This window comes from Pantoea sp. Lu_F5_004 (genome assembly GCF_051136245.1).
In the GTDB taxonomy this organism is placed as follows: domain Bacteria; phylum Pseudomonadota; class Gammaproteobacteria; order Enterobacterales; family Enterobacteriaceae; genus Pantoea; species Pantoea agglomerans.
Genome location: NZ_CP194946.1, coordinates 98,608 through 123,676, shown reverse-complemented (window position 1 = coordinate 123,676; position 25,069 = coordinate 98,608). Strand labels below are relative to the sequence as shown.

At 55.0% G+C, this 25,069-nt stretch carries 21 protein-coding genes; 13 read left to right on the top strand and 8 right to left on the bottom strand.

What is annotated here, in order from left to right; genetic code table 11:
* Nucleotides 1-218: 218 nt before the first annotated feature.
* From ACR8BN_RS00550 to ACR8BN_RS00540, 3 genes are all read left to right on the top strand, one after another.
* The gene (locus ACR8BN_RS00550) at nucleotides 219-482 is read left to right on the top strand and encodes a hypothetical protein (protein ID WP_182688027.1); all 264 of its coding nucleotides are present in this window, start codon (nucleotides 219-221) and stop codon (nucleotides 480-482) included.
* A gap of 82 nt (nucleotides 483-564) precedes the next feature.
* Nucleotides 565-1,209 (top strand): oligosaccharide flippase family protein, encoded by a 645-nt coding sequence (locus tag ACR8BN_RS00545; RefSeq protein WP_083070716.1) that lies wholly within the window; start codon nucleotides 565-567, stop codon nucleotides 1,207-1,209.
* Nucleotides 1,210-1,642: 433 nt separating this feature from the next.
* Nucleotides 1,643-2,260 carry a trimeric intracellular cation channel family protein gene (locus ACR8BN_RS00540; protein ID WP_010258398.1) on the top strand — a complete coding sequence of 206 codons (618 nt, stop codon included), beginning with the start codon at nucleotides 1,643-1,645 and terminating at the stop codon, nucleotides 2,258-2,260.
* On the opposite strand, the gene ligB is transcribed toward ACR8BN_RS00540, so the two are convergent.
* Nucleotides 2,198-3,949 (bottom strand): NAD-dependent DNA ligase LigB, encoded by a 1,752-nt coding sequence (ligB, locus tag ACR8BN_RS00535; RefSeq protein WP_434747235.1) that lies wholly within the window; start codon nucleotides 3,947-3,949, stop codon nucleotides 2,198-2,200. The genes ACR8BN_RS00540 and ligB overlap by 63 nt on opposite strands.
* Nucleotides 3,950-4,188: 239 nt before the next feature.
* Here ligB and gmk point away from each other — a divergent pair, with 239 nt between their 5' ends.
* From gmk to ACR8BN_RS00500, 7 genes are all read left to right on the top strand, one after another.
* Entirely contained in the window at nucleotides 4,189-4,812 is a 624-nt protein-coding gene (gene gmk, locus ACR8BN_RS00530; protein WP_010258405.1) for a guanylate kinase, read from the top strand.
* A gap of 54 nt (nucleotides 4,813-4,866) precedes the next feature.
* Nucleotides 4,867-5,142 carry a DNA-directed RNA polymerase subunit omega gene (gene rpoZ / locus ACR8BN_RS00525; protein WP_003851346.1) on the top strand — a complete coding sequence of 92 codons (276 nt, stop codon included), beginning with the start codon at nucleotides 4,867-4,869 and terminating at the stop codon, nucleotides 5,140-5,142.
* Between the two features lie 20 nt (nucleotides 5,143-5,162).
* On the top strand, nucleotides 5,163-7,271 hold the full coding sequence (gene spoT / locus ACR8BN_RS00520) for a bifunctional GTP diphosphokinase/guanosine-3',5'-bis pyrophosphate 3'-pyrophosphohydrolase (RefSeq protein ID WP_010258411.1): 2,109 nt from the start codon (nucleotides 5,163-5,165) through the stop codon (nucleotides 7,269-7,271).
* A gap of 2 nt (nucleotides 7,272-7,273) precedes the next feature.
* A complete protein-coding gene (trmH, locus tag ACR8BN_RS00515; RefSeq protein WP_069025535.1) occupies nucleotides 7,274-7,972 on the top strand; it encodes a tRNA (guanosine(18)-2'-O)-methyltransferase TrmH in 699 nt (232 codons plus the stop codon).
* Nucleotides 7,969-10,047, top strand: coding sequence for an ATP-dependent DNA helicase RecG (recG, locus tag ACR8BN_RS00510; RefSeq protein WP_010258417.1), 2,079 nt, complete (start codon nucleotides 7,969-7,971; stop codon nucleotides 10,045-10,047). The genes trmH and recG overlap by 4 nt, the downstream gene beginning before the upstream one ends.
* 104 nt (nucleotides 10,048-10,151) lie before the next feature.
* On the top strand, nucleotides 10,152-11,525 hold the full coding sequence (locus tag ACR8BN_RS00505; protein WP_010258420.1) for a nucleobase:cation symporter-2 family protein: 1,374 nt from the start codon (nucleotides 10,152-10,154) through the stop codon (nucleotides 11,523-11,525).
* 118 nt (nucleotides 11,526-11,643) lie between these two features.
* A complete protein-coding gene (locus tag ACR8BN_RS00500; protein WP_207092170.1) occupies nucleotides 11,644-13,323 on the top strand; it encodes an AsmA family protein in 1,680 nt (559 codons plus the stop codon).
* Nucleotides 13,324-13,356: 33 nt separating this feature from the next.
* Here the strand turns inward: ACR8BN_RS00500 and fabY are convergent, their stop codons facing one another.
* From fabY to typA, 5 genes are all read right to left on the bottom strand, one after another.
* The gene (gene fabY, locus ACR8BN_RS00495; RefSeq protein ID WP_010258423.1) at nucleotides 13,357-14,304 is read right to left on the bottom strand and encodes a fatty acid biosynthesis protein FabY; all 948 of its coding nucleotides are present in this window, start codon (nucleotides 14,302-14,304) and stop codon (nucleotides 13,357-13,359) included.
* 56 nt (nucleotides 14,305-14,360) lie between these two features.
* Nucleotides 14,361-14,798, bottom strand: a complete 438-nt coding sequence (gene dtd / locus ACR8BN_RS00490) for a D-aminoacyl-tRNA deacylase (protein ID WP_022624890.1) — start codon at nucleotides 14,796-14,798, stop codon at nucleotides 14,361-14,363.
* Entirely contained in the window at nucleotides 14,795-15,664 is an 870-nt protein-coding gene (locus tag ACR8BN_RS00485; RefSeq protein WP_010672108.1) for a virulence factor BrkB family protein, read from the bottom strand. The genes dtd and ACR8BN_RS00485 overlap by 4 nt, the downstream gene beginning before the upstream one ends.
* Nucleotides 15,665-15,667: 3 nt before the next feature.
* Nucleotides 15,668-16,264, bottom strand: coding sequence for a glucose-1-phosphatase (yihX, locus tag ACR8BN_RS00480; RefSeq protein WP_039387160.1), 597 nt, complete (start codon nucleotides 16,262-16,264; stop codon nucleotides 15,668-15,670).
* Nucleotides 16,265-16,473: 209 nt separating this feature from the next.
* Entirely contained in the window at nucleotides 16,474-18,297 is a 1,824-nt protein-coding gene (gene typA / locus ACR8BN_RS00475) for a ribosome-dependent GTPase TypA (RefSeq protein ID WP_010258429.1), read from the bottom strand.
* A gap of 438 nt (nucleotides 18,298-18,735) precedes the next feature.
* Between typA and glnA the strand changes: the two genes are divergently transcribed.
* The 3 genes from glnA to glnG all read left to right on the top strand — a co-directional run bounded on the left by glnA (nucleotide 18,736) and on the right by glnG (nucleotide 22,751).
* The gene (gene glnA, locus ACR8BN_RS00470; RefSeq protein ID WP_010258434.1) at nucleotides 18,736-20,145 is read left to right on the top strand and encodes a glutamate--ammonia ligase; all 1,410 of its coding nucleotides are present in this window, start codon (nucleotides 18,736-18,738) and stop codon (nucleotides 20,143-20,145) included.
* Between the two features lie 139 nt (nucleotides 20,146-20,284).
* Nucleotides 20,285-21,334, top strand: coding sequence for a nitrogen regulation protein NR(II) (glnL, locus tag ACR8BN_RS00465; protein ID WP_008926971.1), 1,050 nt, complete (start codon nucleotides 20,285-20,287; stop codon nucleotides 21,332-21,334).
* A 7-nt stretch (nucleotides 21,335-21,341) separates the two neighbouring features.
* Nucleotides 21,342-22,751, top strand: a complete 1,410-nt coding sequence (gene glnG, locus ACR8BN_RS00460) for a nitrogen regulation protein NR(I) (protein WP_010258440.1) — start codon at nucleotides 21,342-21,344, stop codon at nucleotides 22,749-22,751.
* 41 nt (nucleotides 22,752-22,792) lie between these two features.
* Here glnG and hemN read toward each other — a convergent pair whose 3' ends face one another.
* Entirely contained in the window at nucleotides 22,793-24,166 is a 1,374-nt protein-coding gene (gene hemN, locus ACR8BN_RS00455; protein WP_275102641.1) for an oxygen-independent coproporphyrinogen III oxidase, read from the bottom strand.
* Between the two features lie 233 nt (nucleotides 24,167-24,399).
* Nucleotides 24,400-24,924, bottom strand: a complete 525-nt coding sequence (gene yihI / locus ACR8BN_RS00450; RefSeq protein WP_010258445.1) for a Der GTPase-activating protein YihI — start codon at nucleotides 24,922-24,924, stop codon at nucleotides 24,400-24,402.
* Nucleotides 24,925-25,069: the final 145 nt, after the last annotated feature.

Below are 25,069 nucleotides of genomic sequence, written 5' to 3'. Positions count from 1 at the left end.
TTGCCGCATAAACAATTTCTCACTGGCCCATACATTAATCATTAACAATCGTTTATTAGCAATCTGCTGGGGATTTAATATTTATCATGCATAAAGTGAAACCATTTATTTCTGCGGTCGCGTAATCAGACTTTTCTTATGGTGTTAAATTAAATAAAACAATGTATAAATCATTCCACACACAGCAATACCCATAATGATAAAGCAGGAAAAAAGTCATGGACCGCTCAACGTATCCTTTGTTATCAGAAAAAGAATGCATTGAGATTGCCGCAAGGATGCTGGCAGGAGAATATAAAACTACAACAGGATTTATTCGTGATCTGGCGGAATTCTTATTCGCTGCAGGGGATTCCGCCATGATACGAAACAGCAATTTTACCAGGGATATCTTTTTATCCAGGCATCATTTGATTGAACCCATAATAACATGGCAAGCCTGTAAAGCGTTTTCAGGACTTCGGCCGGAAAAATTGCACTAACTAACGGTGTTACAGCAACCTCTCCTTGCCGTTACACAACTATTTAATTCTCACAGAGTCGATGGACTCTAACGAGTATATTATGGCAATACGTGAAAACAGTCTGAATAGCGCAAAATGGTCTCTGCTCTCTTCAATCAAAATTATTGGTATCGGCGTATTACAACTCTCGTTGCTGGCGCAGATTCTGCAGGCGAATGAACTCAATCTGCTGGCGATCGCCGTGATTGCTTTACTGGCTATCGATACTCTGGCCGATCGGGGCTTCTCAAATACGCTGATCCGCCGCTCGATTCTCTCTATCAATGACCTCTCCACGATCTACTGGGGGAATATGCTGATGGGCGTCGCGGTGTTTGGTCTGTTATTTACTGGCAGCCACCTGCTGACCAGCCTGTTTGATCAACCTGAACTGGCATTAATGCTGCAGATGGTCTCAGTGGTGTTTATTATCATCCCACAGGGTCAGCATTACCGTGCGATATTACAGCGCGAAAAACAATATACCCGTATCGCTTTTGCTGAAACCTCCTCGGTATTAGCCGGGCTTGCCGTCACCTTATTTACCGTCTGGCTGACCCCTTCAGTATTGTGTGCGATCTGGGGTTATCTGGCCATGGCATCGATTCGTATGCTGATTTACTGCTACTATGGTCGTTCATGGTTCCAGCCGGAATACCGTTTTAGCCTGAATGCATTTTCTAAAATTCGTGCAAGAAACAAATAATAAAATAAGTCTGTATGGTGGGCTCTGAGCATCCGAAACGATGCGTTGGCGTGCTGTTAACCAGCACGCCTTTTCTTTTTATTTAGTCTGTCGCAATATTTACCTGATCGATTCTTTTCCCGCAGCATCCAGCCCTTTTTTATCTCCTGTATAAACTGGTTTTCGACCAGCGGCTATCTGGCGATCGTCGTCAGTTCACCGCCCGCCCTGGGTCGGAAAACCCCGCGCCGGAACGCGCAAACCCTCTGTACGTTGTTTCCTCTCAACTTTTTCAATCACCTGCCGCAGACCCTTCGCAAAAAAGTCTTTCTATGATGACGCCAGCGCTGGCTGGTATAAACTGCGCTCATCCCGGACGCCGATCGCCAGAAAATCTTCGGCGCCGTCTCTCAAGCAATGCCGTAGTCTTGCCGCCGTCTTACTGGAGTCTGCTATGTTACTGACCGTTCTCTACATTATTGGTATTACTGCTGAAGCCATGACGGGTGCGCTGGCGGCGGGGCGTCGCAAAATGGATCTGTTCGGTGTCATCATTATCGCGTCTGTGACCGCCATTGGTGGCGGTTCGGTGCGCGACATCCTGCTGGGTCACTATCCGCTGGGCTGGGTGAAACATCCCGAATACATCATGATTGTTGCAGCGGCGGCGGTAGTAACCACTTTCCTGGCACCCCTGATGACGCATCTGCGCAAAGTGTTTCTGGTGCTTGATGCGTTGGGACTGGTGGTCTTTTCTATTATCGGCGCGCAGGTTGCGCTCGATTCAGGACACGCCATGATTATTGCCGCGATAAGCGCGGTCATTACCGGCGTCTTTGGCGGCGTACTGCGTGACATGTTCTGTAATCGCATTCCGCTGGTGTTTCAGAAGGAACTCTACGCTGGTATCGCTTTCGCCTCTGGCTGGATGTATATCCTGCTGCTGAAAACCACGCTGGCGCATGAGGCGGTGATTATCATCACCCTGCTGTTTGGATTCTTCGCCCGTTTACTGGCGCTGCGCTTCCGTCTTGGTTTGCCGATTTTCAACTATCCCCATCCCGAGCATTGAGGATGCGGGAATTCCCTGCTGTCTCAGGAAGGCGATCAGCGCCTGCAGGCGGGCATCATGGAACTGCGCAACCAGGCGCGTTGCCAGCGCCGCACCGACACCCGGTAAAGCTTGCCAGTCCCTGACATCCCGCTGCGTTAAGCTCTCCCACTGCTGATCGGGCAGCGCACTGAGGGCCTTCCGCGGCAGTGAAACACCTAAGGCATCCACCCAGCGACGAAGCGGCTGCTGACGGGTGAGATTAAAACGGTGCCAGAGCTGGCCCGCCCGCTCCGGAGAGAGGCCCGTTGCGGCGGCGATCTGTTCTGGTGTTAACGTCAGCCAGCCGAACAGGTGTGTCATACTGCCGGTTTCCAGTAAGTGCAGCCAGGTGCTGCGCTCAACGCCAGGAATATTCAGTACCGTTTTCTGACTGAGCCAGCGTAATTTTGCCAGTAGCTGCTTCTGGCATTCAGCGCTGAAGGTGTAACAACTCAGCGGCGTGTAGCGCGACGCGTCGGGAGGCTGAGGATAGTGCCGCTCTGCCACGCGCCAGATCACCCGCTCCAGCCGGGGAATGCCCTGGCCTGCCAGACTCAGTGTGATGACATCTCCCGCCACGATATCGCTCTCCTGCCAGCGACGCAGCGATCCAACATTGACCCGCCTGACCGTCTTATCATCCAGCTGTACCGGCTGCAGATTAAGTACCGCGGCTATCTTCCCGGTTCGGCCGACTGGAAAATCGACGGAGAGCACTTCAGCGCTGACTTCCGGAGGCTGATATTTCCAGGCAACGGCCCATGTTCCCTCTCCAGGCAGCCAGTTTTTGCCCGCAGGACGCAGGCTCTGATGAACGACGACGCCGTCAGTGACAAAGGGCAGCGCAGCATGAAACCAGCGCTCCCGCCACGCTGCAACCTCCTCTTCGTCTTTAACGCTGTGGCTCCAGTTTGCGGCAACGCCCAGTCCCCAGCGGCTGAGTTGCTGAAGGCGTTCCGTCATCGTGGCGGGGCCATCTGGCCAGGCCCAGATAAAAATATCGAGCGAATCCAGCAGAGGAACCCGCTGCTTGCTCATCATGGCGCCAGCGACCTGTGAGCGCGCATTCCTGCCGCCATCAACCGCCTGCTGATGACCGGTCATCGACAGAAACAGCTCACCCTGCAGCACAACCTCTTCAAGTCCGGTCTCGATCCGCAGCGGAATCGCAGGGATCCAGGCGGCTTTAGCCAGCCACTCTTCACCGCGTAATCCATCACCACGACTCAACAGTGAAACCAGCCTGCCGTGGCGATAAACCAGGGAAACGGCAATGCCATCCACTTTCGGCTGCACCCAGAGATCGTGCCGTCCCTGCATCCAGTAAGCCAGGGCCAGCTTGTCGCGCATCTTTTTTACGCCCGTGTGGGCGACCGGATGCAGGTGCTCACCCTCACCCGGCAGTTGCGGTGCGTAAGCGGGCTGCAGAGGGTTAAAGCAGTGCTGCCAGTGATTCAGTCGCTGCTGCAGACTGTCATAATCTGCATCAGCCACCGGACTCTGCCCCTGACGATAGTAAGCATCATCCCAGTGCTGCAGTTGCTGTTGCAGACGACGGATCTCTTCTGACGCCCGGGTGGGTGTCCAGACGGGACAAAGGGCGCTGTGCGCAGGCCATATGGCAATCCACAGAGCAGCCGCAAACAGCGGCCAGCCGAATACTTTCATGATCTCTCTCCTGACGTTTTGCAGCATTCAATACCGGTGCTTCAGCGTCAGCCAGAGGTGATGTTCAGTTATGGAAGGGATGCCGTCGCAATCAGGGAATAATTACAGTCGTCCGACAGAGATTTGCGCGAAGATGCGCAAAAGTTGAGGGTTGCCGCTGCGCAAACGCTGCGTGGCAGCGGGAAGCTGTGTATACTGTGCAGGAAATCGACTCCGCTTTTAATCAATTCAAGAAAACCATGGCTCAAGGCACGCTCTATATTGTTTCTGCTCCCAGCGGCGCAGGTAAATCCAGCCTGATTCAGGCGCTGTTAAAGACCCAGCCGTTGTATGATACGCAGGTCTCTGTTTCGCACACGACGCGCGGTATGCGTCCGGGTGAAACCCATGGCGAACATTACTTTTTTGTTGAGAAACATGAATTTGAGCAGATGATCGCGGAAGAGGCTTTCCTCGAACATGCCAAAGTTTTCGACAACTATTACGGTACTTCGCGCCATGCTATTGAGCAGGTGCTGGCAACCGGCGTTGACGTGTTTCTCGACATCGACTGGCAGGGTGCGCAGCAAATTCGCACCAAAATGCCTGGCGCACGCAGCATCTTTGTTTTGCCGCCTTCGAAAGAAGAGCTCGATCGCCGTCTGCGCGGTCGTGGCCAGGACAGCGAAGAGGTGATCACGCGCCGCATGGCTCAGGCGGTAGCGGAAATGAGCCACTACGCTGAGTACGACTATTTAATTGTGAATGATGATTTCGATCTGGCGCTGTCCGATCTGAAAACCATTATTCGCGCAGAACGTCTGCGTATGGCGCGTCAGAAGGCGCGTCACGATGCTTTAATCAGCAAACTGTTGGCAGTCTGAATACAGTTTCAGTATGATGCGCAGTCATTTCTTCATCTGTGGAGTAGCACACCTATGGCACGCGTAACCGTTCAGGACGCAGTAGAAAAAGTTGGTAATCGTTTTGACCTGGTGTTGGTCGCTGCACGTCGTGCACGTCAGATGCAGGTAGGCGGCAAAGATCCACTGGTTCCGGAAGAGAACGATAAACCTACCGTTATCGCCCTGCGCGAAATCGAAGAAGGTTTGGTCACCAATCAGATTTTAGATGTGCGTGATCGTCAGGAACAGCAAGAGCAGGAAGCCGCTGAGTTACAGGCCGTTACCGCTATCGCTGAAGGTCGTCGTTAACAGCCACCTGCAGGTCGCCCTTGTATCTGTTTGAAAGTCTCAATCAACTGATTGAAAAATACTTGCCAGAGGAGCAGATCAAGCGCCTCCAGCAAGCCTACCTTGTCGCACGTGATGCCCACGAGGGACAGACACGCTCCAGCGGTGAGCCTTATATCACCCATCCGGTTGCCGTGGCCTGTATTCTGGCGGAAATGAAGCTCGACCATGAAACTCTCATGGCCGCGCTGCTGCATGACGTGATCGAAGATACGCCTGCCACTTACCAGGACATGGAACAACTGTTCGGTAAAAGCGTGGCGGAACTGGTCGAAGGCGTTTCCAAGCTGGATAAGCTGAAATTCCGCGACAAGAAAGAAGCGCAGGCAGAGAACTTCCGCAAGATGATTATGGCGATGGTGCAGGATATCCGCGTCATTCTCATCAAGCTGGCTGACCGTACCCACAATATGCGCACTCTCGGCGCATTACGTCCGGACAAGCGTCGCCGCATCGCGCTGGAAACGTTAGAGATTTACAGTCCGCTGGCGCACCGCCTGGGTATTCATCATCTTAAAACAGAGCTGGAAGAGCTCGGTTTTGAGGCCCTCTATCCGAACCGTTATCGGGTCATTAAAGAGGTGGTGAAAGCCGCGCGCGGTAATCGTAAAGAGATGATCCAGAAGATTCTGTCTGAGATCGACGGCCGTTTGCAGGAAGCGGGCATTCCCTGCCGCGTCAGCGGGCGTGAAAAACATCTTTACTCGATTTACCGCAAAATGACGCTGAAAGAGCAGCGTTTTCACTCGATCATGGATATCTATGCCTTTCGCGTCATTGTGAAAGATCTGGATACCTGCTATCGCGTTCTGGGCCAGATGCACAGTTTGTATAAACCGCGTCCGGGCCGCGTCAAAGATTACATCGCCATCCCCAAAGCGAACGGCTATCAATCGCTCCATACCTCAATGATTGGTCCGCATGGCGTGCCGGTCGAAGTACAGATTCGCACCGAGGATATGGATCAGATGGCGGAAATGGGGGTCGCTGCGCACTGGGCTTATAAACAGGCGGGCGAAAGTGGCACCACCGCACAGATTCGCGCTCAGCGCTGGCTGCAAAGCCTGCTGGAGCTGCAACAGAGTGCGGGCAGTTCGTTTGAATTTATTGAAAGCGTGAAGTCCGATCTCTTTCCCGATGAGATCTACGTCTTTACACCTGAAGGCCGCATTGTTGAGCTGCCAACCGGTGCGACGCCGGTGGACTTCGCTTATGCGGTCCACACCGATATCGGCCATGCCTGCGTTGGCGCACGCGTTGACCGCCAGCCTTATCCGCTGTCGCAAACCCTGACCAGCGGTCAGACGATTGAGATCATCACCGCGCCAGGCGCCCGTCCTAACGCCGCCTGGCTCAACTTTGTCGTCAGCTCCAAAGCCCGCGCAAAAATTCGTCAGCTGCTGAAAAACCTCAAGCGCGAAGACTCCGTCAATCTGGGTCGCCGCCTGCTCAGCCATGCGCTGGGCGGCAGCCGTAAACTGGCTGAGATCCCGCCTGAGAATATCAGGCAGGAGCTGGATCGTATGAAGCTGACCTCGCTTGACGATCTGCTGGCAGAAATCGGTCTGGGCAATGCGATGAGCGTGGTGGTGGCGAAGAACCTGTTGCAGGCTGACAGCAACGCCATCAGCAGCAACAGCAAGCGCGGTAAACTGCCGATCAAAGGTGCAGATGGCGTGTTGATTACCTTCGCCAAATGCTGCCGTCCGATTCCCGGTGACCCGATTGTTGCCCATGTCAGTCCCGGCAAAGGGCTGGTGGTGCATCATGAATCCTGTCGGAATATTCGCGGCTACCAGAAAGAGCCCGAAAAATTCATGCCGGTCGAGTGGGATAAAGTCACCGAGCAGGAGTTCGTGGCGGAAATCAAAGTCGACATGTTTAACCATCAGGGCGCACTGGCTAACCTGACAGCGGCAATCAACACGGCCGGTTCCAATATTCAGAGCCTGAATACCGAAGAGCGTGATGGCCGCGTTTACAGCGCCTTTATCCGCCTGACCGCACGTGATCGCGTCCATCTGGCGAATATCATGCGTAAAATTCGCGTGATGCCGGATGTGATCAAAGTCCATCGTAACCGTAATTAGGCATGAACGATCAACGATTTGCCCGGATTCAGGCGATGCTGGCACTGCGCCAGCACGATCTCACTGTCTGTATGGAGCAGGTGCATAAGCCGCACAATGTTTCCGCGGTGATCCGCACGGCGGACGCCGTCGGCATCCACGAAGTGCACGCCGTCTGGCCGAGCCAGCGGATGCGCACTCAGGCTTCCGCATCTGCCGGAAGCAACAGCTGGGTAAAAGTGGTCACCCATCCCACCATCGGCGATGCTGTAAAAAAGCTCAAACAACAGAAGATGCAGGTTTTAGCGACCCATCTCTCTGCCGATGCCGTGGATTTCCGTGAGATCGATTATACCCTTCCGACCTGCATCCTGATGGGCCAGGAAAAAACCGGCATCACCGAAGAAGCGCTGGCGCTGGCCGATCGGCAGATTGTGATTCCAATGGTGGGTATGGTGCAGTCGCTGAATGTCTCGGTCGCCTGCGCGCTGATCCTGTATGAAGCACAGCGGCAGCGGCAGAACGCGGGTCTGTACCTGCGCGACTACAGCCTGCTGGACGAAGATGAGCAGCAACGTCTGTTGTTCGAAGGCGGATTCCCGGTGCTGGCGCGGGTCGCAAAACAGAAAGGTTTACCCTATCCGCGCATCAATGCGCAGGGAGAAGTTGAAGCCGATCCCAGCTGGTGGGCAACCATGCAATCGACCGGTAAAAGAAGATGAAAGGCCGTCTGCTGGATGCCATCCCGCTCAGTACCCTGACCGGCGTCGGTGCCAGCCAGGCGGCAAAGCTGGCCAAAATTGACCTGCATACCATTCAGGATCTCCTGCTTCATCTCCCGCTACGCTACGAAGATCGTACCCAACTCTATGCCATTGATGATCTGCTGCCCGGTATCTGGGCCACAGTAGAAGGCGAAGTGCTGCACACAGATATCACCTTTGGTCGCCGCCGGATGATGGTGTGTCAGATTAGCGATGGCAGCGGCGTACTGACGATGCGCTTCTTTAATTTTAATGCCGGGATGAAGAACAACCTGTCGCCGGGCCGGCGCGTCACCGCGTATGGTGAAATTAAACGCGGTCAGCGTGGCGCTGAGATTATCCATCCCGAATACCGAATCCAGGGCGAACAGAGCAATGTGACGCTGGAAGAGACCTTAACGCCGGTTTATCCCACCACCGAAGGTATTCGGCAGGCCACGCTGCGTAATCTCACCGATCAGGCACTGACGCTGCTGGAGAGCTGCCCGATTGCCGAACTGCTGCCGCAGGAACTGAGCGGCGGTTTAATCAGCCTGCCAGATGCGCTCCGCACGCTGCATCGTCCCCCACCCGATCTAAAACTCAGCGAGCTGGAGAGTGGTCGTCATCCGGCACAACGCAGATTGATTCTGGAAGAGCTGCTGGCGCACAACCTCAGCATGCTGGCGGTACGCGCCGGTGCTCAGCGCTATTACGCTTTACCGATGCTTCCCCGGCACAACCTTAGTGACCAGCTGCTGGCTGCGCTGCCCTTTTCACCGACCAATGCGCAGAAACGCGTGGTGGCGGAGATAGAGAAAGATCTGGCAAATGACTTTCCGATGATGCGGCTGGTGCAGGGTGACGTCGGCTCGGGTAAGACACTGGTCGCCGCGCTTTCTGCGCTGAACGTTATCGCACATGGTAAGCAGGTAGCCCTGATGGCGCCGACCGAACTGCTGGCTGAACAGCACGCCAGTAACTTCCGCCAGTGGTTTGCGCCGCTGGGCATTGAAGTGGGCTGGCTGGCCGGAAAACAGAAAGGCAAAGCCCGCCAGGCTCAGCAGGAAGCGATAGCCAGCGGTCAGGTGGCGATGGTGGTGGGCACACATGCCCTGTTTCAGGAGCAGGTGCAGTTCAACGGTCTGGCACTGGTCATTATTGATGAGCAGCATCGATTTGGCGTCCACCAGCGACTGGCGCTGTGGGAGAAAGGTGAGGAGCAGGGCTTCCATCCGCATCAGCTGATCATGACCGCCACACCAATTCCGCGCACCCTGGCGATGACCGCTTATGCCGATCTCGATACCTCAACCATTGATGAGCTGCCGCCGGGACGTACACCGGTGACCACGGTGGCTATCCCCGATACCCGACGTGATGAGATTGTGGCGCGGGTTGAGCATGCCTGCCGTGAAGGGCGACAGGCCTACTGGGTCTGTACCCTGATTGAAGAGTCAGAATTGCTGGAAGCACAGGCGGCAGAAGCCAGCTGGGAATCCCTGAAAACTGCGCTGCCGGACTTAAACATCGGGCTGGTGCATGGCCGGATGAAGCCTGCGGAAAAACAGGCGGTAATGCAGGCGTTTAAAGCGAATGAACTGCAGCTGCTGGTGGCAACGACCGTAATTGAGGTCGGCGTGGACGTGCCGAATGCCAGCCTGATGATCATCGAAAACCCGGAGCGGTTAGGGCTGGCGCAGCTGCATCAGCTGCGGGGCCGTGTGGGTCGTGGTGCCGTGGCATCACACTGTGTACTGCTCTACAAAGCGCCGCTGAGCAAGACGGCGCAGAAGCGTTTACAGGTGCTACGCGACAGCAATGACGGCTTCGTCATTGCCCAGTTCGATCTGGAGATTCGCGGGCCGGGTGAACTGCTGGGCACGCGTCAGACCGGCAATGCCGAATTTAAAGTGGCCGACCTGCTGCGCGATGCGGCGATGGTGCCCGAAGTTCAGCGTGTGGCGCGCCACATCCACCAGCACTATCCCGAGCAGGCCAGCGCATTGATTGAACGCTGGCTGCCAGAGAACACCCGTTATACCAACGTCTGAATGATCCCCATCTGATTCGGCTTTTTGAACCACGTCGGGCAAACGATTGCTTTTAGCCTGCGGATGATTACAATCGCCACATTATTTTTTGGGAAGAACAGAAGATGTCCACTAATCCGCAGCCAGAACAGCCTTCCGCCACGCAAAGCGAACTGATTTATCGTCTTGAAGATCGTCCCCCTCTGCCGCAAACGCTGTTTGCCGCCGGTCAGCATCTGCTGGCGATGTTTGTCGCGGTCATTACCCCTGCGATTCTGATTTGTCAGGCGTTAGGGCTGCCCGCAGAGGATACCCGGCACGTGATCAGCATGTCGCTGTTTGCATCAGGTGTGGCATCACTGCTGCAAATCAAAACATGGGGGCCGGTAGGTTCGGGCCTGCTGTCGATTCAGGGCACCAGCTTCAACTTCGTTACGCCCTTGATTATGGGCGGCATGGCGCTAAAAAATGGCGGCGCTGACGTGCCCACCATGATGGCGGCGCTGTTTGGTACGCTGATGGTCGCCTCCTGTACCGAAATGGTGCTGTCACGCGTATTGCACCTGGCGCGCCGGATCATTACGCCACTGGTTTCCGGTATCGTGGTGATGATTATCGGCCTGTCGCTGATTCAGGTGGGGCTTACCTCCATTGGCGGCGGTTTCAGTGCGATTAACGACCATACTTTTGGTGCGCCGAAAAATCTGATGCTGGCAGGGGCTGTGCTGCTGGTGATCGTGCTACTTAACCGGCAGAAGAACCCCTACCTGCGCGTTGCCTCCCTGGTCATTGCCATGGCGGTGGGCTATCTGCTGGCCTGGGCGATGGGCATGCTGCCTGCCGCCGGCATCCCCACCGATCAGCCGCTAATCGTGGTGCCGACCCCGCTCTATTACGGGCTGGGCTTCGACTGGAATCTGCTCATCCCGCTGATGCTGGTGTTTATGGTGACCTCTCTGGAGACTATCGGCGATATCACCGCCACCTCAGATGTGTCAGAGCAGCCGGTCAGCGGACCCCTCTATATGAAACGCCTGAAAGGCGGCGTGCTGGCGAATGGCCTCAACTCCTTTGTCTCCGCGCTGTTTAATACCTTCCCGAACTCCTGCTTCGGTCAGAACAATGGCGTGATTCAGTTAACCGGTGTTGCCAGCCGCTACGTGGGCTTTGTTGTCGCGCTGATGCTGATTGTGCTGGGGCTGTTCCCGGCGGTCAGCGGGCTGGTGCAGATGATCCCTGAACCGGTACTCGGCGGCGCCACCATTGTGATGTTCGGCACCATCGCCGCCTCGGGTGTTCGCATTGTGTCACGCGAGCCGCTTAACCGCCGCGCCATCATGATTATTGCGCTGTCGCTGGCGGTGGGCCTGGGCGTTTCCCAGCAGCCGCTGATCCTGCAGTTTGCGCCTGACTGGCTGAAAACCCTGCTCTCTTCCGGTATTGCGGCGGGCGGCATTACCGCTATCGTACTCAACCTGATTTTTCCGCCAGAGAAGTAAGGCCAGAGGCAGGCTTCGGCCTGCCTGCTAATTATTCGGATTTACATCCAGGCTGTTGAGCTGTAACGGTAATTCAGGCATAACAACCTCTCACCGGATTTAACTCGGGAAGGATGCTATGAAATTTATTGGAAAGTTTTTCCTCACCTTACTTTTGCTGCTGCTTTTCACCCTGGTCGTGATCTATGTTCTGTTGCAGACACAGTGGGGTGCAGGCTGGTTTAGCCGTTGGGTGAGTGACAAAACCGAATGGCATCTCTCCCTGAGTAAAATTGAACACAATTTCTCCTCTCCCTCTCACATCATTCTGGATGACTTCAGCTTTGGTCACGATGGACAGCCTGCAGTTCTGGTTGCGAAACGGGTCGATCTCGGTCTGGCACTGATTCAGTTCAGCGATCCGCTGCATTTCAGCAGCCTTGAGCTGCGCGATGGAGAAGTGAATCTGGCCAATCTGGCAGCAGGCAGCGCGCTACCGATTCAGGCCGATCGCCTGCAACTCAACAATATGCGTATCGACAGCCCCAACAGCGCGTTACCGCTGTTTGCTCAGCAGGTGAATGGCGGCATCCTGCCGTGGAAACCCACTGCCCTTGATATGCTGGGTCGCGATGCCCGCTTCCAGATGAGTGCAGGCAGCATGACGCTGAATAATGTGCCGGGTGAAAACGTACTGATCCAGGGCAGTGTTTCCCAGGGGCGGATGCGCTTTGACAATATTGGTGCCGACCTGGCGCGTGGCTCTATGACCGGCAACGGTGAGCGCGATGCCCAGGGCAACTGGAAAATTAATCAGCTGCGACTGAACGATATCCGTCTGCAGACCACCAGCAGCCTGAAAGATTTTCTGCATAGCCTGCAGGTTGTCCCCTCTATTGCCATTACGCGACTCGACATGACCGATGCCCGCCTGCAGGGGCCTGACTGGGCGGTAACGGATCTGGATTTGACGCTGAGAAACGTTAACTGGCAGGGTGATGACTGGCAGAGTAACGATGGTTCGCTGGCGCTGAATGCCAGCAATTTTATCAACGGTGGATTCGAACTAAATGACCCCATCGTTAACCTGGACTTCTCACCGCAGGGCGTGGCGCTGACGCAGTTCAGTTCACGCTGGGCGAATGGGGTGATTCGGGCTGACGGTGACTGGTCGCGTAGCGATAAACGCCTGACACTGAAAAACCTGGCGGTGGCCGGACTGGAATATACGCTGCCGCAGGACTGGCGCGACCGCTGGCAGGCGACACTGCCCGCGTGGCTGGATAGCGTAGCGGTGACGCGCTTCACCTCTAATCGCAACCTGATTATCGATATCAATCCGGCTTTTCCCTTCCAGCTGACCTCACTAGATGGATCCGGTGAAAACCTGCTGCTGGCGCAGCAGCACCAGTGGGGGATCTGGTCGGGTAAGCTCAGCCTGAACGCGGCAGAATCAACCTTTAATCGCACCGACCTGCGTCATCCGTCGATTGCGCTGAGCGCTGACCAGCAGCAGATTCAGGTTACGGAGCTGAGTGCGTTCAGTAATAAGGGTCTGCTCGAAGGGACGGCCACCGTAGGCCAGCAGCCAGCCCGTCCGCTGACGCTACAACTGACAGGTCGTGCTGTGCCGGTGAATGTGTTGCAGAACTGGGGATGGCCCGCACTGCCGTTAACCGGTGACAGCAATATGCAACTGCAGCTGAGCGGTGCATTAACCGCAAATCAGCCGCTGCGCCCGACGGTTAATGGCAGTTTGTCTGTGACTACAGACAGTCAGCAACTGCAGCAGACCATGCAGGCTGGCGAGGTACATTGATAACATTAAGGGCCGCAGATGCGGCCCTGATGATTAGTTGATACGCGCGCCGGAACCGCCCTCTTCCAGCGGCCCGTCAGGATCGGCGGGCAGGACGATATAGACCCCTTCAAATACAGCGCCACACTCATCATTGCCAAACAGCTCCACCTCAAGCTGCACACGCGCTTTACGTCCGCGAGCCAGGCGGTCGAGATCGCCGCTTAATGAGCCCAGATCGGCAATCGCGCCAGGCCGTCCGCTGATGGGGTGGCTGTAGCGAATGTGCGCATCCGCCAGAATAATGGTGCCGCCCAGATGACGCTCGCGCAGCAGCAACCAGATTAATCCCCAACCGGTCAGCGTTGCCAGCGAAAACAGGCTGCCAGCGAACAGCGTCTGGTGTGGATTCTGGTTGCCCGCTTCAGGCATGGTGGTGATAAATTTTTGCCCGGTAAACTGCAGAATACGAACGCCCATCTTCTCGCTGAGCGGAATATGATCATACCAGGCCTGTTGCAGCTGACCGCACCAGTCGGCGCGATGCAGGATATCGTCAAGCGTGACGACCGGTTTGATCATCAAAAAGTGACGAACCGGCGTCGTCTGCGGCGCGGTAATCTCGCCCTGATTGATGTAGCCGAGTTTAGCGAAGAAAGCGACAGCATCTTCGCGGGCGCTACAGGTTACCCGCTTAGCCCCTTCCTGACGCGCCACGGATTCCAGCGTCATCGCCACCAGGGTACCCAGTCCCTTGCCCTGAACCGAAGGATGAACGGCCATGAAGCGGATAGCGGCCTCATTGTCGGCATTAATATAGAGACGCCCGATGGCGACCGGATTTCCCTGCTCATCAACCACCATCTGATGATGCGCCAGCGCATCCCAGGCGTCACGTTCCGACCCCTGCGGCTGACGCAGAGGTTTACGCAACATCTCCCAGCGGAACTGATAATAGATATCCAGCTCTTCCGCCGTCTGTGGCACGCGAAGGTGATACATGTAATGTTTCTCCCGCTCGGATGTGTGGCCTGTTCCCTGCCGCTCAGCTGACGTTCTCAAACCTGTAACCAGAACGTCACAGGACCATCATTCACCAGCGAGACCTGCATATCCGCAGCAAAACGGCCATTAGCCGTGGTGATGCCCTGCTTGCGACAGCAGTCGCTGAAATATTCATACAGCCGCTCGGCTTCAGCGGGCTCGGCGCCACCCGAAAAGGAAGGACGCATCCCTTTTTGGGTATCTGCGGCCAGCGTAAACTGTGACACCACCAGCACGCTTCCGCCCGCCTGGCGAACACTCAGGTTCATTTTGCCCTGCTCATCACTAAAGATGCGATAGCCCAATACGCGTTCTGCGAGACGTTCCGCACGCGCGTTGTCATCACCCTTTTCCACGCCCAGCAAAACCAGTAAACCGGCATCGATTTCACCGACCACTTCCTGATTGACGCTGACGCTGGCGCGCTGTACGCGTTGAATCAATGCAATCATGTTTCCTCGCGTTGCTCCTCTTTGTGTTGCTGCTTTAACTGCCGATAGTCGGCTAACGCAACGGTGATTTCAGCGCCTAACAACACAATACACCAGGTCCAGTAGACCCAGAGAAACAGAATGGGGATCACGGCCAGTACGCCGTAGATCAGCTGATAAGAGGGGAACATAGTAACATAGAGCGCAAAGCCCTTTTTGCCCAGCTCAAACAGCGCACCGGCAACCAGCGCGCCAATCAGCGCATCGCGCGGCGGCACTCGCTGGGTAGGAACGATGCTGTAAAGCAACCAGAAGGCGAGCCACGACAGCAGGAGCGGGAAAATTCGCAGCATCTGATCGACCAGGCTGGTGACGCCTGTAGCGTTAATCCAGCGCAGCGACAGCAGATAAGAGCTGATTGCCAGACTGGCTCCGGCCAGTAACGGGCCAAGTGTCAGGATCATCCAGTAGACCGCAAAGGAATAGACCATCGGCCGCTTCTTGTTGCTGCGCCAGATGGTGTTTAACGCGGTATCGACGGAATGCATCAGCAGTAAGGCGGTAACAATCAGGCCGACCGCTCCGACCGCCGTCATCCGGTTTACGTTAGCCACAAACTGCTCAAGATAGCGTTGCAGCGTGTTACCTGCAGCCGGCATCAGATTGGTAAAGACAAAGTGCTTCAGCTGCACGCTGATATCTGAAAAGACCGGAAACGCCGCAAACAGGGCAAACACCACCGCAATCAGCGGCACCAGCGCCAGCAATGAGACATAAGCCAGATTACCGGCCTGGGTCGTCATGCCATCCTCATCAATGCGTTTCCACAACAGTTTGAGCCACAACCAGAACGCATGCAGCCCGGGACGAAATTTACGTGACATCATGAATTACTGTTGACCTGCAAACCAGTTGGGTACCGTTTTACTGTCAGTAACCAGTACACTTTCAATACCCAGCGCGCGGGCCGCCTCAATGTTTTGTGGATTATCGTCAAAAAATACCGCCTGATCGGCAGCCACACCTTCTGCGTCCAGCACATGCTGGTAAATGCGGGCTTCCGGTTTACGCATGCCCAGCTGCTGGGAGAGATAGAGCTTGTCGGCTGCCTGCTGCACGTCCGGATACTGCGTTGGCCAGAATTCGCAATGCAGTTTGTTGGTGTTAGAGAGGATCACCACCCGATGACCTTCCAGCCGCAACCGGTTCATCAGCGCCAGGATTTCCGGACGCACGTCAACGAATACCGCCTGCCAGCCAGCGGCAAACTGTTCATAGCTCAGCGCGATTTCCAGCTTTTCACACAGCGCCAGCGCGAAATCTTCATCGCTGATCTCGCCACGTTCGTGTTGTTCAAACGCCTCATCCATCTGGAAATGGCTTTGCAGCGAGGCCAGCGGCACACGACTAAGGTCACTCCAGACACCCAGCACGCGGTTAAAGTCGATATCGATAATCACATTGCCCAAATCAAAGATATACAGCATGGTGTGTCTCCTTCTGTTCCCTGGAGTATTCACTCTAGCGGCAAAAGGGCAGGCTGAACAGGCACTCGCGGAGAGAAAAGCGTAAACGGCAGCGGGCAGCTAAAAAGCGCGACATATCCCGCAAATAATCGCTGGCCCGGCTGAAGAGGCAGGAATTTCAGGCAAAAAAAAGCCCCGCAGGCGGGGCTCTTTATCAGCTAAAGGCGCAATTATGCGTCTTTAGGACCACGTGATGCACGTTTACGGTCGTTTTCAGTCAGGTGACGTTTACGGATACGCACTGACTGTGGTGTAACTTCTACCAGTTCGTCATCATCGATGAACTCGATCGCCTGCTCAAGGGTCATCTTGATTGGCGGAACCAGCGTCGTGGCTTCATCAGTACCTGAAGCACGCATGTTGGTCAGTTTCTTACCGGTCAGGCAGTTAACTGTCAGGTCGTTAGAACGGCTGTGAATACCGATGATCTGGCCTTCATAGACTTCTGCACCGTGACCCAGGAACAGCTTACCGCGGTCCTGCAGGCTGAACAGTGCAAACGCAACTGCTTTACCCTGACCGTTGGAGATCAGTACGCCGTTCTGACGCTGGCCCACTTCGCCCGCACGAATGTCATCGTAGTGGCTGAAGGTAGAGTAGAGCAGACCGGTACCGGAAGTCATGGTCATGAATTCGTTACGGAAGCCGATCAGGCCACGGCTTGGGATCACGTAGTCGAGACGTACGCGGCCTTTGCCATCCGGATCCATGTTTTTCAGATCGCCCTTACGCTCACCCATGGCTTGCATGACTGAACCCTGGTTGTTCTCTTCGATATCCAGCGTAACGTTCTCGAATGGCTCCTGTTTACGGCCATCGATTTCGCGGAAGATAACTTTCGGACGGGATACCGCCAGTTCGAAACCTTCACGACGCATGTTTTCGATCAGAACAGACAGGTGAAGCTCACCACGACCTGATACGCGGAACGCGTCAGCATCTTCGGTTTCTTCAACGCGCAGTGCCACGTTGTGAACCAGTTCTTTGTTCAGACGCTCAAGGATCTGACGTGACGTCACGTACTTACCTTCTTTACCGCAGAACGGTGAGGTGTTGACGTTGAAGAACATGGTTACGGTCGGCTCATCGACGCTCAGTGCTGGCAGCGCCTGCACGTTCTGTGGATCACAGATGGTGTCAGAGATGTTCAGCTCGCCCAGACCGGTGATAGCAATGATATCGCCCGCTTCTGCCAGGTCGCTGTCGATACGCTCAAGACCCAGGTGAGTCAGGACTTTACCGACTTTACCGTTACGGGTTTTGCCTTCGCTATCGATGATAGTGACTTGCTGGTTAGGCTTAACTTTACCGCGCTTGATACGGCCGATGCCGATCACGCCCAGGTAGTTGTTGTAGTCCAGCTGAGAGATTTGCATCTGCAGTGGGGCGTCAGCCTCAACCTGCGGAGGTGCAACGTGGTCGACGATCGCCTGATACAGCGGGGTCATATCGTCAGCCATGTCGGTGTGCTCAAGACCTGCAATACCATTCAGCGCAGAGGCGAAAATGATAGGGAAGTCGAGCTGCTCATCAGTAGCATCCAGGTTAACGAACAGGTCAAATACCTGATCAACAACCCAATCCGGACGCGCACCAGGGCGGTCTACTTTGTTGATAACCACAATCGGCTTCAGACCATGCGCGAACGCTTTTTTGGTCACGAAGCGGGTTTGCGGCATAGGGCCATCCATCGCATCTACAACCAGCAGCACCGAGTCCACCATGGACATGACGCGCTCAACTTCACCACCGAAGTCGGCGTGTCCCGGGGTATCAACGATGTTGATACGGTAGTCATTCCACTTAATGGCGGTGTTTTTTGCGAGGATGGTAATCCCACGCTCTTTCTCCAAATCATTGGAGTCCATCACGCGCTCTGTTGCTTCGGTACGGGCATCAAAAGTACCGGATTGTTGCAGCAGTTTGTCAACCAGGGTGGTCTTTCCATGGTCAACGTGCGCGATGATGGCGATGTTACGCAAATTTTCGATCACAGCTTTGCCTCAGGCATTAGAAATAGCGCGTTATTGTACACTGATTAAGCGGAAGACTGAACACGATCACACTTTTCACTGAAAGTTTATTGCATGGAGGCCAATTTGCCCTGTTACCGGTGCAGAAAATGCACTAAGTTGGTCTGATGCACCAAAATAGTGCCACCCGATGACCGTTAAGCACCACAGTGGTGCAATAAAACGATCATGGTGCAGCCGCTTTATGACAAAAAGGTGCACCACAAGGCGATTTAAGCAACATCAAAAAAGTTGGCACAGAATTCGCTTTATCTAAATCAAGCGTAAACGCCAGACAGATGTCGGTTGAAGAGCGTGCCGGAAGAGGTAGGTCAGGGAGTTGTTTTCCCGCAACGTATTCCGGAAACGACGTTTCCTCGCCATGTAGATAATGAAAGACCATTTCCAGGAGAGTTGAGTATGTCCGCTGAACACGTTCTCTCGATGATGAACGAGCATGAAGTTAAGTTTGTTGACCTGCGTTTTACCGATACCAAAGGTAAAGAACAGCACGTTACGATCCCTGCTCACCAGGTTAACGCTGACTTCTTCGAAGAAGGCAAAATGTTCGATGGTTCGTCTATTGGCGGCTGGAAAGGCATTAACGAATCAGACATGGTGCTGATGCCTGACGCCACCACGGCGGTCATGGATCCTTTCTTCGAAGATTCTACGCTGATCATCCGTTGTGACATCCTCGAGCCAGGCACCATGCAGGGCTACGACCGCGATCCACGCTCTATCGCTAAGCGCGCTGAAGATTTCCTGCGCTCTTCCGGTATCGCTGATACCGTGCTGTTTGGACCAGAACCAGAATTCTTCCTGTTCGATGACATCCGTTTCGGCTCATCGACGTCCGGTTCACACGTTGCTATCGACGATATCGAAGCGGCATGGAACACCGGTAAAGAGTACGAAGGCGGTAACAAAGGTCACCGTCCAGGTCTGAAAGGCGGCTACTTCCCGGTTCCACCGGTTGACTCATCACAGGACATCCGTTCTGCCATGTGTCTGACCATGGAGCAGATGGGCCTGGTTGTTGAAGCGCATCACCACGAAGTGGCGACCGCGGGTCAGAACGAAGTGGCAACCCGCTTCAATACCATGACCAAAAAAGCGGACGAAATTCAGATCTACAAATATGTGGTTCACAACGTTGCGCACGCTTACGGCAAAACCGCGACCTTTATGCCGAAGCCTATGTTTGGCGACAACGGTTCAGGCATGCACTGCCATATGTCACTCTCCAAAGGTGGCCAGAACCTGTTTGCCGGCGATAAGTACGGCGGCCTGTCTGAAATGGCGCTGTTCTACATCGGCGGTATCATCAAGCACGCTAAAGCGATCAACGCCCTGGCGAACCCGACCACCAACTCTTACAAGCGTCTGGTCCCGGGTTACGAAGCACCGGTTATGCTGGCTTACTCTGCCCGTAACCGTTCAGCCTCAATCCGTATTCCGGTTGTTGCCAGCCCGAAAGCGCGTCGTATCGAAGCGCGCTTCCCGGATCCAGCGGCTAACCCATACCTGGCGTTCACCGCACTGCTGATGGCTGGCCTGGATGGCATCATCAACAAAATCCATCCTGGCGATGCGATGGACAAAAACCTGTATGACCTGCCACCGGAAGAAGAAGCTGAGATTCCAAAAGTTGCAGGCTCTCTGGAAGAAGCGCTGAATGCACTGAACGAAGACCGCGAGTTCCTGACCCGCGGCGGTGTATTCACTGACGAATCGATCGATGCTTACATCGAACTGCGTAAAGCAGAGATGGATCGCGTTCGCATGACGCCACACCCGGTTGAGTTCGAGCTCTACTACAGCGTTTAACTGGTCAGACGTTTTTTGTTGCCGTGGAAACTTTTAGCCCATCTTCGGATGGGCTTTTTTCTCCGCGAATTCACCGTTCATTCGCCCTCTTTTCGGCTTAAAGACTAAAATGCACCTCTTTAGTGCAGAGGAACGTTGTATGGCAACTGGCTCTCTGCCCGATGCAGGGCAGATTCTCAACGCGTTAATCAACAGTATTTTGTTGGTGGATAACGATCTGGTTATTCATTACGCCAACCCGGCGGCGCAGCAATTACTGGCGCAAAGCTCACGCAAATTGTTCGGCACGCCGTTACCGGAATTAACCGGCTACTTTTCGCTGAATATCGAGGTGATGCGCGAGAGTCTTGAGGCTGGCCAGGGATTTACTGACAGTGAGGTCACGCTGGTGGTAGATGGTCGCGCACACATTATGTCGCTGACTGCCCAGCGGTTACCCGATGGCTTAATCCTGATGGAAATGGCGCCGATGGATAATCAGCGTCGTCTCAGTCAGGAGCAGTTACAGCATGCCCAGCAGGTGGCCGCTCGCGATCTGGTTCGCGGCCTGGCCCATGAGATTAAAAATCCGCTGGGAGGATTGCGCGGCGCGGCACAGCTTTTATCCCGCGCCCTGCCCGATCCCTCGCTGAATGAATATACCAAAGTCATTATTGAACAGGCCGATCGGTTGCGGAATCTGGTTGATCGTCTGCTGGGGCCGCAGCAGCCGGGCATGCACATCACGCAGAGCATTCATCAGGTGGCCGAACGGGTGGTCAATCTGGTGTCGATGGAGCTGCCGGAGAATGTCTCGCTGGTACGGGATTATGATCCCAGCCTGCCGGAACTGCCGCACGATCCCGATCAGATTGAACAGGTGCTGCTTAACGTGGTGCGCAATGCGCTTCAGGCGCTGGGCGACGATGGCGGCACCATTATTATCCGCACCCGCACGGCTTTCCAGCTGACGCTGCACGGCACGCGTTATCGCCTGGTGGCACGTATTGATATTGAAGATGATGGCCCCGGCATTCCGGCCCAGCTGCAGGATACGCTGTTTTATCCGATGGTCAGCGGACGCGAAGGCGGTACCGGTTTAGGCCTCTCCATCGCCCGTAGCCTGATTGATCAACATTCAGGAAAAATAGAATTTAACAGTTGGCCGGGACACACCGAATTCTCGGTTTACCTGCCTATTCGCCAGTGAGGTTTCTATGCAACGAGGGATAGTCTGGATCGTCGATGACGATAGCTCCATCCGCTGGGTGCTTGAACGCGCGCTCACTGGAGCCGGTTTGAGCTGTGCGACTTTTGACAGCGCAAGCGAGGTGCTGGATGCCCTCTCAACCAAGACCCCGGACGTTTTACTGTCAGACATTCGCATGCCCGGTATGGATGGCCTGGCGCTGCTGAAACAGATTAAACAGCGTCATCCGATGCTTCCGGTCATCATAATGACGGCGCATTCTGATCTGGACGCTGCCGTCAGCGCCTATCAGCAGGGTGCCTTTGATTACCTGCCTAAGCCGTTTGATATCGATGAAGCGGTTGCGCTGGTCGAGCGTGCTATCAGCCATTATCAGGAGCAGCAGCAGCCACGTAATCAGCCGGTCAGCGGACCCACCACCGATATCATCGGTGAAGCGCCCGCGATGCAGGATGTGTTCCGCATCATCGGGCGATTATCGCGCTCGTCGATCAGTGTGCTGATCAACGGCGAGTCCGGTACCGGTAAAGAGCTGGTGGCCCATGCGCTGCATCGCCACAGCCCACGCACCAAAGCGCCCTTTATCGCGCTCAACATGGCGGCGATCCCCAAAGATTTAATTGAATCAGAACTGTTTGGTCACGAAAAAGGCGCCTTTACCGGGGCGAACCAGATCCGTCAGGGCCGTTTTGAGCAGGCGGATGGCGGCACGCTGTTTCTGGATGAGATCGGTGATATGCCGCTGGATGTGCAGACCCGTCTGCTGCGCGTGCTGGCCGATGGCCAGTTCTATCGCGTTGGTGGCTATGCGCCGGTCAAAGTGGATGTGCGTATTATCGCGGCGACCCACCAGAATCTGGAATTACGTGTACAGGAAGGCAAGTTCCGTGAGGATCTGTTTCACCGCCTGAATGTGATTCGTGTGCATCTGCCGCCGCTGCGTGAGCGTCGTGAGGATATCCCGCGTCTGGCGCGTTATTTCCTGCAGGTGGCGGCGCGTGAGCTGGGTGTGGAAGCGAAGATTCTGCATCCGGAAACCGAGACAGCGTTAACCCGACTGCACTGGTCAGGAAACGTGCGTCAGCTGGAGAACACCTGTCGCTGGCTGACCGTGATGGCTGCGGGTCAGGAAGTCCTGATTCAGGACCTGCCCGGAGAACTGTTTGAATCCAGTACGCCGGAGAATCCGGTGCAGTCGCTGCCTGACAGCTGGGCAACGCTGCTGGCACAGTGGGCCGATCGCGCTCTGCGTTCCGGTCATCAGAATCTGCTGTCAGAAGCACAGCCGGAGATGGAGCGAACGCTGCTCACCACTGCGCTGCGTCATACGCAGGGCCACAAACAGGAAGCGGCACGTTTGCTGGGCTGGGGACGAAACACGCTGACGCGCAAGCTCAAAGAGCTGGGCATGGAATAAGCGGTTCAGTACGGGCTGGTGCAGTCTGCCAGCCCGTTTCTTCAGATAACGCGGGAGAACTGCTGCTGACGCGCTTTCTGACGCAGATAGCGATCAAAGCACATGCAGATATTGCGGATCAGTAACCGGCCAATCCCCGTCACCTCCAGCCCCGTAGCGGTTTGTTCCACCAGCCCATCAGCTATCAACGGTTTCAGCAGCGCCAGATCCTCAGCAAAATAGTCGCCAAAGCGAATGCCCCACTGTGCTTCTGTCGCGGCAAAACTCAGCGAGAAGTTACAAATCAGCGTTTTTATCACGTCACGACGCAGGCAATCATCGTCGGTTAAGGCGATGCCACGCCACAGGCCATTTCCCTGCTGTTCCACACAATTGTACCAGGTATTAAGGTCTTTCTGGTTCTGCGCATAACTGTCGCCAATCATGCTGATGGCAGAGACGCCAAGCCCCAGCAAATCGCTGTCGCCCTGCGTCGTATATCCCTGGAAATTGCGATGCAGCTGCCCTTTGCGCTGCGCGATGGCCAGTTCATCCTGCGGCTTCGCAAAGTGATCCATTCCAATGAACTGGTAGCCCTGCTGAGTCAGGGTTGCGATGGTCTGCTGTAAAATATCCAGCTTTTGCTGAGCCGATGGCAGTTCATCCTCTTTGATTTTACGCTGTGCCGCGAACATCGCCGGCAGATGCGCATAGTTAAAGACGCTAAGACGATCCGGGCTCAGCGCCAGTACACGCTCCAGCGTCCAGGCGAAGCTGGCGGGCGTCTGCAGGGGTAAACCATAGATCAGGTCAATGCTGGTCGAGCTGAACCCCTGTTCACGGGCACGCGCCATCAGACCGAAAATCACCTCTTCATCCTGTACCCGGTTAACCCGCTCCTGCACCGATTTGTTGAAGTCCTGCACCCCCATGCTCAGACGATTAAATCCCAGCGATCGCAGGTGATCAATCACATCCAGCGCAATTTCCCGGGGATCCACTTCGATCGACATTTCGGCATCATCGGCCACGCTGAAATGCTGCTTCAGTAAACCCACCAGCCGGGAAATCTGCGCATTGTCGAGGAAGGTTGGCGTGCCGCCGCCCCAGTGAAGCTGCGTGACCTGACGCTGACGAAACAGCGGCGCACGCTGAATAATCTCCTGCTCAAGCACATCCAGATAGCGGTCCGCTTTGTGGCGCTGACGCGTCACTACCTTATTGCAGCCGCAGAAGTAACAGAGACGATGGCAGAAGGGAATATGGACATAGAGCGACAGCGGACGATCAGGGTAACGCGCCACGGCACGCTGGAAGTCGTTTTCGGCGTACTGCTCGCTGAACTCCAGCGCAGTGGGATAGGAGGTGTAACGCGGGCCGGCATAATTGTACTTTTCAATTAACGCCTGATCCCACTCAATCTGCTGCGATGGCATGCTCACTCCTTCCGGGAACGTCGTCTGAGAGAAGGTCGCGAAGAAGAGGAGACAAAAGGTGAGCGGGATGAGACCCGACGTAAACGTTGCTTCAGACGCGACAGGCGTCGTAGTTTAAACAATAACCACAGCAGATAACATGTCGCCAGCAGCGCGAAAATTGATCCAGGCCAAAACATTGTCGTTTACCTGTTAAGCGCGGCATGCGGATAACGCATGCCGATCAAATTTGCTTAGTTGCCTTTCAGCAGACGGTACATATCTTCTTCAGCCTGCTCATCTTCGGCATCATCCATCACAATGCCTAACTGCTCCATCAGTTCGTCGATACGATCCAGCGAGGCATCCAGCCAGCCCTGATCTTCAGCCGACAGCGTTTCGCCATTTTCCAGGCGATCCAGCAACGCATCCAGACGTTCGTCATTTTCCAGCTTCGCCAGCTCTTCTTCTGGTGTCAGACGCACTTTCTTCTCTGCTGCTGGTTTTTCTGCGCTTTTCTTTGGTTTAACGGCGGCGGTTTTTCCTTCAGCGATCAGGGCCACCGGTTTTTTACTCCCGATGCGCGGATCTTTCACGCTGTCCGCCTGACGTCCGCCATTGTTTTCGGACGCAGCCGGATTAGCACGGCTGCCAGATGCATGTCCGCGATGCTTTTTATCACGTTTGCGATCGCGTGCTTCATGGTTGATATCGTCACGCGATTTGCGTTTGGCTTTGACGGCAGGTTTGCCGTTAGCAGCTCGTGCAGGTTGCTTCATAGTATTCGGTCCCGGCTTTTTTTATTCAGTATAGAATTGCGGCGAAATCTAGCAGAAAGTAGACAAAGAAAAAAGGCGACAGCTCAAGCTGTCGCCTTATTTCATACCTTCATAAGAAGGAATCATGTTTTAAATCCTTTTCGGC